The following is a 14,283-nucleotide window of genomic DNA, read 5'->3' as shown; positions in this document are numbered from 1 at the left end:
AATTATTGCTTATAAACAATAGCATTAATATTCATACCTGCTCCAACACTTGCAAAAATAATAGTATCGCCTTTGTTTATTTCTTGATACTCCAAATCCCCATTCAAAATAAGGTCATATAAAGTAGGTATAGTTGCTACACTGGAATTTCCTAATTTTCCAATACTCATTGGCATAATATTCATAGGCATATCCATGTCGTAAAGTTCATAAAAGCGTTTAACAATGGCTTCATCCATTTTTTCATTAGCTTGATGGATTAATATTTTTTTAATCTCAGAAATATGAACACCACTTTTATCAAGACAAGATTTCATTGCTAGAGGAACGTTAGTTAGTGCAAATTCATAAATTTTTCGACCATACATTTTAATGTAACGTCTGTTGTCTTCAATTTGAGGATTATTTGTTTCGCCAAAATAAATAAAGTGTGCTTCATCTAAAGCAAAAGTAGCAGATTCATGAGCTGTAATTCCACCTTCTTCACTTGTGTATTCTAAAACTACAGCTCCAGCACCATCACTATAAATCATGGAATCTCTGTCATGAGGGTCTATAACACGAGAAAGCGTTTCAGCACCAATTACAAGGCATTTTTTTGCAATACCAGATTTTATAAAAGCATTTGCTTGAATAATTCCTTCAACCCACCCTGGGCATCCAAAAAGTAAATCATAACCAATACATTTTGGGTTTTTAATGCGTAATAAGTGTTTTACTCTTGAAGCAATACTCGGTACGGTGTCACTTTGGTTGCTATCATGTCTTACATCACCATAATTATGAGCAACTATAATATAATCTAAATCTTCACGGTTAATTTTGGCGTTTTCTATAGCTTTTTCTGCAGCAAAGGATGCTAAGTCTGATGTGTTTAAATGACTTTTCGCGTAACGTCTTTCGTCAATACCTGTTATGGCTTTAAACTTTTTTACAATGACTTCACTTGAAGCTTTTATAGCTGAACCATCGCTATTTAAAAATTTATGATTATGAAAATCTTCATTCTTTTCAACATTCGAAGGAATATAGCTTCCTGTGCCAGTAATTTTGATATTCATAAAATAGATATTTACTATTGTTGTTATGCGTGCATACTAAATTATGTAGTTTTTAGTTAATAGCTATTCATGTTTTGGTATAAATTACGACGTTCAACCGTTTTTTTTATGCTTCAGCATAAGCTTCAATTGGGATGCATGAACAAATTAAATTTCGGTCACCATAGGCATCATCAACACGTCTAACACTAGGCCAAAACTTATTATCTCTTATATACTCTAAAGGGAATGCTGCTTCTTCACGAGAATAAGGAAAATACCATCCATTAGAAGTAATCATGTTTAATGTGTGAGGTGCATTTTTTAATACATTATTGCCATCTTCTTTTGATACGCTATCTATTTCCTTTTTAATTGCAATCATAGCATCACAAAAACGGTCTATTTCAGCTTTAGTTTCGCTTTCAGTAGGTTCAATCATTAAAGTTCCGGCTACTGGGAATGATACAGTAGGTGCATGAAACCCATAATCCATTAAGCGTTTTGCTATATCTGTAACTTCAATGCCATTTGCTTTAAAAGGCCTACAGTCTACTATCATTTCATGTGCTGCACGGCCTTGTTCTCCAGAATATAAAGTTTCAAAACTTCCATGAAGACGTTGTTTTATATAGTTAGCGTTCAAAATAGCAATTTTAGTAGATTCTCTTAAGCCTTCAGCGCCAAGCATTTTTATATAGCCGTAAGATATTAAACAAGCTAGCGCAGAGCCAAAAGGGGCTGCCGAAATTGCTGTAATAGCTTTTTTTCCTCCGGTCTTTACTAAAGGATTTCCAGGTAAAAATGGCTCAAGTTGCTTTGCTACACAAATAGGGCCAACACCAGGGCCACCACCGCCATGGGGTATGGCAAAGGTTTTATGCAGATTAAGATGACAAACATCTGCCCCGATATTTCCTGGGTTAGTTAAACCAACTTGAGCATTCATGTTTGCTCCATCCATGTAAACCTGTCCGCCATTATCATGAATAATTTTTGTAATTTCTTTGATTGCTGATTCGTAAACCCCATGAGTTGATGGGTAAGTCACCATTAAAGCCGAAAGATTATCTTTGTGTAATTCTGCTTTTTCGCGTAAATCGTCTACATCAATGTTGCCTTCTTCAGTCGATTTGGTAACAACCACTTTCATACCTGCCATAACCGCACTAGCTGGATTAGTACCATGAGCTGAAGATGGAATTAAACAGATATTTCTATGATGGTCATTACGTGATTCATGATATGCTTTTATAACCATTAATCCTGCAAACTCACCCTGAGCCCCAGAATTTGGTTGTAATGATGTTGCTGCAAAACCAGTAATTTCAGTTAATTGATCTTCCAGCTCTTTTAAAATAGTTAGATAACCTTTTGCTTGCTTTAAAGGGGCAAAAGGGTGTATGTTACCCCATTTAAACCAACTTAATGGAAGCATTTCTGAGGCTGCATTTAATTTCATTGTACAGGAACCTAATGAAATCATAGAATGATTTAATGCTAAATCTTTACGTTCTAAAGATTTGATGTAGCGCATTAATTCGGTTTCCGAATGATGTGTGTTAAATACAGATTCGGTTAAGAATTGAGATTGTCTTTGTAAGGATTCTGAAATATTATTGGTGTGTTCAACTTCAGAAATTATAATAGTTTCTTTTTTTGCAGCTTCAGCAAAAACAGAAATCAAATAATTAATATCTCGAATAGCTGTAGTTTCATTAATTGAAATTGTTACTGTTCCGGAGTCTGGATAAAATAGATTAACTTTCTTTTTAGTTGCTATTTTTTTTATTTTTTTAGCTTTAGTTTTAATTTGAAGTGTATCAAAATAAGACGTGTTTATTTGTTTATACCCTAATTTTTCTAAAGCATTAGCTAAAGTTGAAGCTTTGTTATGCACTTTGTTGGCAATAAATTTTAAGCCTTTAGGGCCGTGATATACAGCATACATGCTGGCCATAACAGCTAATAGTACTTGTGCGGTACAGATATTTGAAGTGGCTTTAGCCCGTTTAATATGTTGCTCTCTTGTTTGTAACGCCATGCGCAATGCACGATTACCGCTAGCGTCTTTAGTAACACCAATAATACGACCAGGCAAATCACGTTTATAAGCTTTTTTAGTTGCAAAATATGCAGCATGAGGGCCACCATACCCCATTGGTATTCCAAAACGTTGCGTGGTTCCAACAACCACATCAGCTCCAAATTTACCAGGTGCCTCCAACTTTACTAAACTTAAAATATCAGCAGCAACAGCCACTTTAATTCTAGCTTTATTCGCTTGACTTATAAATGATTTTATGTCAGTAATTTGACCGTCTTTACCTGGGTATTGTAAAATAGCACCGAAAAATCCTTCTGTAAAATCAAATGCCTCTTCATTACCTATTACTAATTCAATTCCAATAGGGTTTGCTCTAGTCTGTAATAATGACAATGTTTGTGGTAATATATTATTTGAAACAAAGAACTTATTTATGCCTGCTTTTTTCTGATCACGTTCTCTAACAGCAAAAAGTAAACTCATGGCTTCAGCCACTGCAGTACTTTCGTCAAGTAAAGAAGCGTTGGCAATCTCCATTCCTGTTAAGTCCATCACCATAGTTTGAAAATTCAGTAATGCTTCTAGTCTACCTTGTGCTATTTCGGCTTGGTAAGGGGTGTAAGCTGTATACCAACCAGGGTTTTCAAGAATATTTCTTTGAATAACAGCAGGAAGAATGGTAGGGTGATAACCTAGCCCTATATAGGTTTTGTAAGCTTTATTTTTTTTTGACAAATCATGAATATGTAATAAATATTCATGTTCAGTCATTGGGCTATCTAAATTCAAACCATTTTCTAAACGAATATCATCAGGAATAGTTTCATAAATCAATTGATCTAAAGAGTCTAAACCTAAAGTTTTCAACATAAGTTTTTGATCGTCTTCTCTCGGACCAATATGACGCAAAGCGAAAGCATTCGTGTTCATTAACACAGGATTTAAATTATACAATTCGCAAAAATACGTAATATTTGATGTATTTTATTGAGTAGAAAGTAAAGTTTTTAACTATTCATGAACGTTATCAACACTTTAATTACATTTGCCTTATGAGGTTTTTAAAACAACTTTTTAACTTTTATATAAACAGTAGTATTCATGTAGCTTTATCGGTATATTCTTTAACCTGGATTACCTTAATAAACCTAAATTTAACATATACTGAATCAGTATTATATTTTGTGTTTTATGCTACAATTACCGGTTATAATTTTGTTAAGTATTTTGGTGTTGCGAAGTTTCGGCATAGGCGGTTGGCAAATTGGCTTAAGTTGATTCAAGTACTATCTTTTATTTGCTTTATTTTAATGTGTTATTATGCAGTTCAGCTAAAACTGTATACACATATTTTTATTGCAAGTTTTGCAGTATTAACTGTTTTCTATGCTATTCCTATTGGGGCAAAACAAAATAGTACCCTCAGAAGTGTTGGCGGATTAAAAGTTTATGTAATTGCTTTAGTATGGGCCGGAGTAACTGTTTTTATTCCTTTAATTAATGCCAATTATGGTTTTAATCTGGATATTATTTTACTCAGTATCCAGCGATTTTTATTTGTTTTGGTATTAATGTTGCCTTTTGAGATAAGGGATTTAAAATTCGATAAGATAGCGTTATTAACTATTCCACAAAAACTTGGAGTTAAAAAAACAAAAACTCTAGGCATAGTACTTTTGTTAGTATTCTACTTATTAGAATTTTTAAAAGATGAAACTAGCACAAATTCAATTACCGTGTTATTAATTGTTTCCATTATAACAGCGTTATATGTGTGCTTTAGTAGAGTTGAACAAAATAAATATTACTGTTCTTTTTTTGTAGAAGGATTACCAATATTATGGCTCGTTTTATTACTGACTTTTAATTAGAAACTTCTTTTAATGCCTTATTGAAATCTTTTTTCATGTCGTCTTTGCATTTTTTATCTAAACACTCAACCTTTGAAGTTTTTATTGTCTTGGTAAGTTTAGCATTGTTTTTTGTATACTTTCTACAGGCTCTACAATATATTAGATGTATATTTAGCTTTATTTTCTCCCATAGGGTAGCATCATTGTATTGTGTCTTATCGCAAACATGATTTGCTTCATCGCAAGGAATCATAACCTCAATTTTACTCATAATTAAAACCAATTTTCTTTTAAGCAATCTGCCATAGCTGTTCTTGCTCTATGTATAATTACCCAAAGGTTAGACGCAGTAATATTTAGTTCATTACAAATAACTTCAGTTTCATGCTCAAGAATAGTTTTCATTTTAAAAACATCAGCTTGTTTTTGAGGTAGTTTTTCTAAACAGTTATGTATAGCATCTCCTAATTCGTTGTTTTGCAAAGTGTCTTCAGCAGTTTTGTCAAAAGGGTCTGCAACACGTTCTTCCAACCAATCACCTTCGCTTTCACTGTCTTTATAATTAATTCTTACTTCGGCTTTACCTTTATTAGAATTAATTTTTCGGTAGTGATCTATAATTTTTCGCTTTAGAATAGAAATAAGCCATGTGCGCTCGCTTGCTTCTCCTTTAAAGTTTTTCATGGATTTTAAACCCGCTAAAAAAGTATCTTGAACTAAATCCTGAGCTTTATCTCGATCGCTTACACGCGAAATGGTGTAGTTGAATAGATAATCAGAATAAAGGTCAATCCATTTGTTTGGGTCAATTTGATGATTAGGCATTAACGTAGCAAATTTTTCTTTTGAATTCCAAAAATAAGCTAAAAAAATGGATTTATATAGATGTTTAGACTAGTACCTCATAATTTTTTTTGGGCGTTACCCTAAAAGGTTTGCGCTAGGAGTTTATTCTGAGCGGAGTCGAAGGGTGTAAGTCCTCGCTTCTGCGCTAAGGCGCAAAAGCTGTGGGCTATCCATTGCGATCCCTAACGCGCTTATGCTTATCCGCCAACTAAAATACTATTATTAACAAGATTCTTTTTTCATTAAAACCTGTTAAGCATCAGTTAAATCTATCAAAGCAGTTTCAATATTTGTGAATGTGAACTTAAAACCATTTTTTAAAAGACGTTCAGGAATTACATTTCTACTCTTCAAAACAAGCTCTGTTTCTGTACCAATTATCTTAGCTCCAAGTTTTAATAAAGGTGTCGGGTGAGAAATTCCAAAAGGTACTTTTAAAACATGTCTAAGCGTTTTCATTAAAATAGAATTATTTGTTGACTTCGGAACACATAAGTTAAAAACCCCCTCAAGATTTTTAGTATTTATTAAAAATGCAACAGCATTACTAAAATCTGCCTCATGAATCCAGCTTACTTTTTGGTTTCCAAAACCTTGTTTCCCGCCTAATCCAAGCTTAGTTAAATTTTTCAGCGGAATTAAAGCACCGCCTTTTTTACCTAGAACAATAGAGGTTCTTAAAATGATTTTTCTAGTTTTAGGCGTTGTAATTGAGTTAAAAGCTGCTTCCCAAGATTTAGCAATATTCATAGAAAAATCATCACCAATTTCGCTATCAGCTTCTGTCATTTCTTTGTCATAAGAGCCTTTATATATTGTAGCTGTAGAGGAGTTTAACCATACTTTCGGTGGATTTTCACAAAGATTAATCGCCAAACCAAGTACATGAGTAGAATCTATCCTAGAATCATGAATTAGCTTTTTGTTTTCATCCGTGTATCTGCAATCAACCGATTTCCCAGTAAGATTAATTAAAGCCTCTGCGCCTTCAAGCGCTTTTGTCCAAGGTCCTAAATCTTTTGCATTCCATAAAATATCGTTTTCATTTTTTGGGCTTCTTGTTAAAATTTTCACTAAAAAACCTTTTTCTTGAAAATAACTTTCTAAAACTTGTCCCAGAAATCCACTTCCGCCTGCAATTATTATAGTTTTCATTTTTTTTGAATTAAGTAAGTTATATAAACAAAGTAACTAGCAATCAATATTGGAATTATAAAAATAAATACACTAGTATGGGGTCATTCCTGCTTTGATAAGTTTTAGAACTTATGAAAATGAGCGATAATATACCTAAGGTAAGTATCCAATAATTTCTTAAGTGTTTTTTAATCTCATGATTGAATTTTTTTAAGAATACAAACAAAACTAATGCTAGTATAACTTGAGATACTCCAAGTAAAAATTGAGCGTACATACCATACATAACATAATATATAGTTATGTATGGTATTACGGCTAAAGCATAAAAGAAACAGTTTATATAATGTAAAACTTTCATGACTTTAAGAGTTTTGTAGTTGAGGTGGCGTGTTTCCTTTGTTCTGTCTAGAAATGCGTCTTCCTCTAAAGAAAAAGAAAAGATTAATAAACAACATCACACCCAAATAGATTGAAAACCCGCCAATTTTTTTACTCAATATTTCAATAAGGGTTTGATAGCTCATACCGTTAATACTGTAGTAAGAGATTTTTAAAATTAACATCGCCCAACCAATATTTATAAGGTAAAACCCGATTTCAAATAATTTGTTGGTGGCTAAAGCGATATCTTCTTTGCCTTTAAAAATATCTATCATAAATAATCTTCCATTTTTGAAAAGCATTTTAGATACATAAATAGTAAGTGCAATAACGACAGGTAAATAAATTAAATAACCTATAATAATTTTTGAATTTTCCATAATTTATTGTTTTAATGATTTTGATTTTACGAGATAGGTAAGGCATAGTACATTGTTGTAATGTAATACGGCAAGACCAATTATTATGATTCCCAAATGATGGCTCAAAGTATTAAGCATCTCTGGAATTGAATTTATAACTTCCCAATAGGCAATTGTAATTATGGCATAACCAAGGTTCACTAAATAGTAGCCGATAAGAAGTAGGTTATTAATACTCTTAACTAATGTTTCATCCTGAAATAGATTTAAAAGAAATAATTCGCCATGTTTATAGAATAACCACCCAACATAAATCATAATAAAAAATATGATGGGGATGTAAATGCTATATGAGATGATATTATAATTCATTTTCTTAATTTTTAAACTTTCAGAAATTATTGAAATTGTATTTTAAATTTTTTTATTTAATCAATTTCATTAAAGATTTAGTAATCCAGTTTTGCTCTTGATTTACAATTTTATTCATCATCGTATCTGCTGTTTCAGCTAAATCATGTAATGCTTTGGTTTGTTTTATAAGTTCTTTTGTTTTTTCTGTACCATCATCTTTTGTAGAACTCACTTCTTTTAAAACTTTTATAACGGGTTTTATTTCTCTTCGACTTCGTTCTTTAGCAATATGTCTTGCTAGTTCTTGCACATCTTTTTCTGTGGTAAAAAACTCTTTACGTTCTCCAGGAATTAATTCTTTGGTAACAATTCCCCAATCCATTAATTGCCTTAAATTCGTACTCGTATTTCCACGAGAAATTTTAAGTTCTTCCATGATGTCTTCCATAGAAAGTGGTTTTGTAGAAATAAAAAGCAACGATTGTATTTGTGCCATGGCTTTGTTTATGCCCCATAACGTGCCTAAACTTCCCCAAGTGCTTATAAATTTATCTTTTGCTTCCTGATATTCCATATGTAAATATAATAATAATTTCTAAACTTTCTATAATTATTGAAAATTTATTTGTTGCCATGTTTTAAAGCCCTCAAACAGTAGGTGTGGTACATTATCGAAATCTTTTTTGTTATTGGGAATATTTAGCTGGGTTTGTAAAAATATTTATTGAATTCATGGTTTATGAAATTAACTACTCTTTTAAAAATACCCATTCTATTTTGTTTGTCGTTTTTGTTATTATTCTCTTGTAATAATGATGAAGTAGTTGATAAGGTGCAGCAGGAAGAAATAGAAGAGGAAATTGAAGATGACCCCGCTGATTTTGCTTTAAATTTTAATTTATTTAAGGGGGAGGAGATATCAATAGAGTTCCTTCTTGTAAAAGTAATAGATGAATTCGAGGAACCAATAGATCAAGTAAATGTTTCAGTTGGAGATTTGAATGGTCAAACCGATAGTAAGGGAATTGTCTTATTTAATAATGTTAGTGCATTTAAAAATTTCTTAACAGCAAAAATCACAAAGTCAGACTATATCTCAACTACAAAAACTATTATCCCAACTGGAGAGGTTGCTCAAATATTAGAACTAACATTGTTAAAAGCTGATGTGATAAAACAAATAAATTCAGGAGTAAAAGCAGAAGTATCTACTCCTTCTGGCGCTAAAGTTGAATTTAAAGGTAGTTATTTCAATTTTGATGGTTCTTCTTATACAGGAATTGTAAATGTAAGTTTGAAACATTTATCTCCTGAAAATGAATCTACCTATTCAAATATGCCAGGGAATTTATTGGCTCAAGACACCAATGGGCAGGTAAAATTGTTAGAAACTTATGGAATGATAGCTGTGGAATTAACAGGTTCTAGTGGAGAACTGCTAAATGTGAATGCCGATAATAAAGCAACTATAACGCTACCTATAGCAGTAAGTCAACAAGGTTTTTCAGATGATAGTATTCCATTATGGTATTTTGATGAGGAACAAGGTATTTGGATTGAAGAAGGTAGTGCTATCAAAGAAAGTGCTAGTTATGTTGGAGAAGTAAGTCACTTTTCGTGGTGGAATTGTGATTTACCACTGGATTTGGTAAATATGTGTTTAACGATTGAAGGAACCAATGGAAACATATTGCCAAATCAAAATGTTAAGATAATAAGAAATGAAACGTCCCAAATTATTTATAGTGGTTTAACTGATGGGCAAGGTAAATTATGTGGTTCTGTGCCAAAAAACGAGTTGATAACCATTCAGTTACATAGTGAATTAAGTTGTTTGCCAAATAATATTCTCTTTGAAGGGGTTTACGGAAAATATAATAATGAAGAAAATGATTTAACTATTCAACTAAATAATGATAATGTTTCCATTGATTATTATTCAGTTACAGGTAGTGTTGTTGATTGTGATAATAATCCAATAGTTAATGGTATTGTTGAAATAAATTACGAAGAAACAACACGTGTTTTTTTCATGGACAATACTGGCAGTTTAAACTTTGGTTTTTTTGGTTGTGAAGTCGATATTGCTACGTTAACGGCCTATGATTATATAAACGAACTTGAAACAGAATCTCAGGATATAACTTTTCAAAGTAATGTTGCAGCCTTAGGAACCATAAAAACATGTTCTGAGAATAGCGATGTGTATGTTGGAAACATTGTTTTGGCTTCTCAGGAAGAATTGGATGCTTTTGGTGCTTTGGGTTACGCAAAAATAGAAGGTAAAATAAGCATTGTTAGAAATAGTCCAATTTATAACCCTAATTATAATGGTGTTAATGTTAGTGATGATATAACTAGCTTGGCAAGTTTGAAAAATTTGGTAGAAGTAACAGGTGATTTTGATATTAATGGGAATAGCGGTTTAACAAGTTTAGCAGGGCTAGAAAATTTAACCACAATCGGAAATCGTTTTTATATAAGTTATAACGAAACTTTGTCCAGTTTGGTTGGTTTAGAAAAATTAAGTGTAGTTGAAGTATCTTTTTTAATTAGAGATAATAATGCATTAATGAATTTAATGGGTTTAGAAAATGTTATTACTTTAAATGCTTTGAATCTTAGGAACAATTCTGCATTAGTAAGTTTAGAAGGATTGGACTTTAATAATTTAATTTTAAAGACTTTATCTATTGACAATAATGATGCTTTAACCAATTTATCTAGTTTAGCAGATTTATCTCAATTAGATTATCTTTCAATTTTAGATAATGATGCATTAATTAGTTTAATAGGGTTAGAAAATTTAAACTCTATTAGGGGAAATTTGACGTTTAGTAGTAATAAGGCATTGTTTAGTTTAACAGGATTAGAGAATTTAAATTCTATTGGAGGAGATTTATACTTTTCACGTAATGATGCCTTAACCAATTTAAACGGATTGGAAAATTTAGTGTCCATAGGAGGTATTTTATATATCGGAAATGGAATAGATAATAGTATTTATAAAGGTAATGCTGCTTTATCAAATTTGTTAAGTTTGAAGAATTTAACTTCTTTGGGTGGATTAAAAATTACGGGCAATATTGCATTAACAAGTTTGTCGGGGTTGGAGGGTATTACAAGCCTCAGAGAATTGAATATTGGGAGGAATCCTATTCTGACTAGTTTATCTGGGTTAGAGAAATTGGTCTCTATTGAAAATAATTTGGTCATTGAGGATAATGAATCCTTAACGGGTTTATATTTAGAAGGGTTATCATCAGTCGGCGGCGGGTTTTTTATTAAACGAAATAAAGTTTTAAATAGTCTTTTTGGATTAAATAATTTAAGAACTATTGGCAATAATATTACAAGTTTTAAGATTGAACAGAATAATGCGTTGACTAATTTTTGTGCCCTATCTAATGCCACAATCAACGGGAGTTATAGTGTTTCAGGTAACCTATATAATCCATTTAAAAACCAATTGTATATCTCTACAGAATGCAGCAATTAGTTTTAAAAGTTAAAAAGCTTAAAAAAAAATATGAAGATTTATTTCACTAATCCCGCTCGTTTCAATAAAGCTTCAGGTTTTGGTTCCTGACCTCTAAAGCGTTTATAAAGTGTCATTGGGTTTTCAGTACCGCCTTGAGATAATACATTGTTTTTAAATTTATCAGCAACGGTTTTATTAAATATACCTGCTTCTTTAAAATATTCAAACGCATCTGCATCTAAAACTTCTGCCCATTTATAGCTGTAATATCCAGAAGAGTAGCCACCTTGAAAAATATGAGCAAATGCTGTGCTCATACAAGTCTCTTTGGTTTCAGGATATAGCGATGTGTTTTTGAACATTTCGGTTTCAAAAGCTTTAACATCTTTTATGTCTGCTGGGTTTTGCCCATGCCAACTCATATCTAATAATCCAAAACTTAATTGACGAAGGGTTTGCATACCTTCATGAAATGTAGCAGATTCCTTGATTTTTTCAACCAAATCCATTGGAATCATTTCTCCAGTTTCATAATGTGTTGCAAATAATTCTAAAGCCTCTTTTTCAAAACACCAGTTTTCCATAACTTGACTTGGTAATTCTACAAAATCCCAATACACGCTTGTTCCAGATAGGCTAGGGTAGGTAGTATTAGCCAACATACCATGTAATGCATGACCAAACTCATGGAAAAGCGTAGTTACTTCATTAAAAGTTAGTAATGAAGGTTTTGTTTTAGTTGGTTTTGTAAAATTGCAAACTATAGAAATATGTGGTCTGCTATTCTCAGCATTTTTAATGTACTGAGGTTTGTAAACAGTCATCCACGCACCATTACGTTTTCCTGATCTTGGGAAAAAATCAGCATAAAATATAGAAATAAAATTGCCTTTAGAGTCAGTAACTTTATAGGTTAAAACATCGTCATGGTATTTATCAATATCATGAATTTCTTCAAACTGTAAATCGAATAATTTATTAGCTATTGTAAAAGCCCCATTTATAACATTTTCAAGTTTAAAATAGGGTTTCAGTAGTTCATCATCCAAACTAAATAATTTCTGTTTTAACTTTTCCGAATAATAAGCACCATCCCATTTTTGTAATTGATCTATACCATCTAAATCTTTGGCAAATTGCTCTAGGTTTTCAAATTCTCGTTTTGCTGTAGGTTTAGCTTTTTCAAGTAATTCATTCAAAAATTTCTGAACATTTTCAGGACTTTCAGCCATACGTTCTTCTAATACAAAGTGAGCATGGGTTTTGTAACCTAATAAATTTGCACGATCATGCCTTAATTTAGTTATTTGTAGTACGTTTTCTTGATTGTCTAGTTCATTATTTTTAAACGCTTTACTTCCAGCAGCTAGAGTAAGTTTTTTTCTTAATGCTCTATTATCGGCATAAGTTACAAAAGGAATATAGCTTGGGTAATCTAAAGTAAATAACCAGCCTTCTTTCTTTTTTGATTCAGCTAATTGCTTTGCGGCTTCTTTTGCGCCGTCTGGAAGGCCAGATAAATCAGATTCATCTGTAATTAGCATTTCAAACTTGTTAGTTTCTGCTAAAACATTTTCTCCAAATTTTAGTTTTAGTTTGCTTAAATTTTTATCAATCTCTCTAAGTTTCGTTTTCTTGTCTTCTGATAAGTTTGCACCATTTCTAGAGAAACTTTTATATTTTTTATCAAGAAGTGTTTTTTGTTCTGGCGTTAAATCTAATTCAGATTTGGAATCATGAACAGCCTTTACTCGTTTAAACAAATCTTCATTTAAAGTAATATCGTTGCTGAATTCTGATAATAAAGGCGAAACTTCTTGAGCTATTTTTTGAATCTCCTCAGTAGTTTCAGCTGAATTCAGATTGAAAAATATACTTGAAATCCTATCTAATTGTTCTCCAGAAAAATCTAAAGCTTCAATTGTGTTTTCAAAAGAAGGGTTTTCTGGGTTGTTTATAATGTCATTAATCTCCTTTTTTGCCATTTTTATAGCTTCTTTAAATGTTGGCAAAAAATCTTCTGATTGAATTATTCTAAAAGGAGAGGTGTTGTATTTAGTATTAAATGGGGTTTTCAGTGTTTTTTTTATCATTTATTTAAAAAATATGTTAAAAATATATTTTACTATGTATGCATAGTAAAATTGCTTTATTTTCGCTGCCAATAATACGACGAGTGACTAACTCAATAGAATTATTTGTTAATAGCTGAAAAGCCCTGAAGTTATTCAGGGCTTTTTTCTATAAATTTTTTGCAGATTCATTTACTTTAATTTTCAAGCCTTCTTTATATGCAACAATTTTATCAAGTACACATTTGTCACTTGAGCCTATAATTTGAGCTGCTAAAATACCAGCATTTTTTGCTCCGTTTAAAGCAACTGTTGCTACAGGAACACCTCCAGGCATTTGTAGGATTGATAGAATAGAGTCCCAACCATCAATAGAATTACTACTTTTTACAGGGACTCCTATTACTGGAAGCGGCGATAAAGAAGCAATCATACCAGGTAAATGGGCAGCACCACCAGCACCAGCAATTACTACAGAAAAGCCTCTAGTATGTGCGTTTTTACCATAATCAAATAATTTTTCAGGAGTACGGTGAGCAGAAACAATATCTACTTCAACTTCTATATCAAAACCTTTTAAGATGTCTATAGCATCTTGCATAACAGGAAGGTCACTTTTACTTCCCATAATTACTCCAACTTTACTCATAAATTTTATTTTTTGTGTGGTCAAGCGCAGTCGAGACCTAAATAATAAAACCAATATA

The 14,283-nt window shown here is 31.8% G+C and carries 13 protein-coding genes; 2 read left to right on the top strand and 11 right to left on the bottom strand.

Annotated features, from left to right (window positions below; all coding sequences use genetic code 11):
* Positions 1-2: 2 nt before the first annotated feature.
* A complete protein-coding gene (locus Q0870_RS10685) occupies positions 3-1,061 on the bottom strand; it encodes a ketoacyl-ACP synthase III (RefSeq protein ID WP_298555462.1) in 1,059 nt (352 codons plus the stop codon).
* Between the two features lie 106 nt (positions 1,062-1,167).
* The gene (gene gcvP, locus Q0870_RS10680; protein ID WP_298555461.1) at positions 1,168-4,017 is read right to left on the bottom strand and encodes an aminomethyl-transferring glycine dehydrogenase; all 2,850 of its coding nucleotides are present in this window, start codon (positions 4,015-4,017) and stop codon (positions 1,168-1,170) included.
* Positions 4,018-4,139: 122 nt separating this feature from the next.
* On the opposite strand from gcvP, the gene Q0870_RS10675 reads away from it, so the two are divergent.
* Entirely contained in the window at positions 4,140-4,958 is an 819-nt protein-coding gene (locus Q0870_RS10675) for a hypothetical protein (RefSeq protein ID WP_298555460.1), read from the top strand.
* On the opposite strand, the gene Q0870_RS10670 is transcribed toward Q0870_RS10675, so the two are convergent.
* The 7 genes from Q0870_RS10670 to Q0870_RS10640 all read right to left on the bottom strand — a co-directional run bounded on the left by Q0870_RS10670 (position 4,951) and on the right by Q0870_RS10640 (position 8,597).
* Positions 4,951-5,211, bottom strand: a complete 261-nt coding sequence (locus Q0870_RS10670) for a hypothetical protein (protein ID WP_298555459.1) — start codon at positions 5,209-5,211, stop codon at positions 4,951-4,953. The genes Q0870_RS10675 and Q0870_RS10670 overlap by 8 nt on opposite strands.
* 2 nt (positions 5,212-5,213) lie before the next feature.
* Positions 5,214-5,765: a sigma-70 family RNA polymerase sigma factor gene (locus tag Q0870_RS10665; protein WP_298555458.1), complete on the bottom strand. Its 552-nt coding sequence runs from the start codon at positions 5,763-5,765 to the stop codon at positions 5,214-5,216.
* A gap of 273 nt (positions 5,766-6,038) precedes the next feature.
* Positions 6,039-6,941, bottom strand: a complete 903-nt coding sequence (locus tag Q0870_RS10660; protein WP_298555456.1) for a TIGR01777 family oxidoreductase — start codon at positions 6,939-6,941, stop codon at positions 6,039-6,041.
* A 55-nt stretch (positions 6,942-6,996) separates the two neighbouring features.
* Positions 6,997-7,284: a hypothetical protein gene (locus Q0870_RS10655; RefSeq protein WP_298555454.1), complete on the bottom strand. Its 288-nt coding sequence runs from the start codon at positions 7,282-7,284 to the stop codon at positions 6,997-6,999.
* Positions 7,285-7,288: 4 nt separating this feature from the next.
* Positions 7,289-7,687: a hypothetical protein gene (locus tag Q0870_RS10650; protein ID WP_298555452.1), complete on the bottom strand. Its 399-nt coding sequence runs from the start codon at positions 7,685-7,687 to the stop codon at positions 7,289-7,291.
* A 3-nt stretch (positions 7,688-7,690) separates the two neighbouring features.
* A complete protein-coding gene (locus Q0870_RS10645) occupies positions 7,691-8,041 on the bottom strand; it encodes a hypothetical protein (protein WP_298555450.1) in 351 nt (116 codons plus the stop codon).
* 52 nt (positions 8,042-8,093) lie between these two features.
* The gene (locus Q0870_RS10640) at positions 8,094-8,597 is read right to left on the bottom strand and encodes a MarR family transcriptional regulator (protein ID WP_298555449.1); all 504 of its coding nucleotides are present in this window, start codon (positions 8,595-8,597) and stop codon (positions 8,094-8,096) included.
* A gap of 165 nt (positions 8,598-8,762) precedes the next feature.
* Here Q0870_RS10640 and Q0870_RS10635 point away from each other — a divergent pair, with 165 nt between their 5' ends.
* The gene (locus Q0870_RS10635) at positions 8,763-11,522 is read left to right on the top strand and encodes a hypothetical protein (RefSeq protein WP_298555448.1); all 2,760 of its coding nucleotides are present in this window, start codon (positions 8,763-8,765) and stop codon (positions 11,520-11,522) included.
* Between the two features lie 38 nt (positions 11,523-11,560).
* Here the strand turns inward: Q0870_RS10635 and Q0870_RS10630 are convergent, their stop codons facing one another.
* Positions 11,561-13,597: a M3 family metallopeptidase gene (locus tag Q0870_RS10630; protein WP_298555447.1), complete on the bottom strand. Its 2,037-nt coding sequence runs from the start codon at positions 13,595-13,597 to the stop codon at positions 11,561-11,563.
* Between the two features lie 148 nt (positions 13,598-13,745).
* Entirely contained in the window at positions 13,746-14,225 is a 480-nt protein-coding gene (purE, locus tag Q0870_RS10625) for a 5-(carboxyamino)imidazole ribonucleotide mutase (protein WP_298555446.1), read from the bottom strand.
* Positions 14,226-14,283 lie beyond the last annotated feature (58 nt).

Source organism: uncultured Algibacter sp. (assembly GCF_947487575.1).
GTDB lineage: Bacteria > Bacteroidota > Bacteroidia > Flavobacteriales > Flavobacteriaceae > Algibacter_B.
The sequence above is the reverse complement of the archived record's forward strand: the minus strand, read 5'-3'. Positions and strand labels throughout refer to the sequence as shown.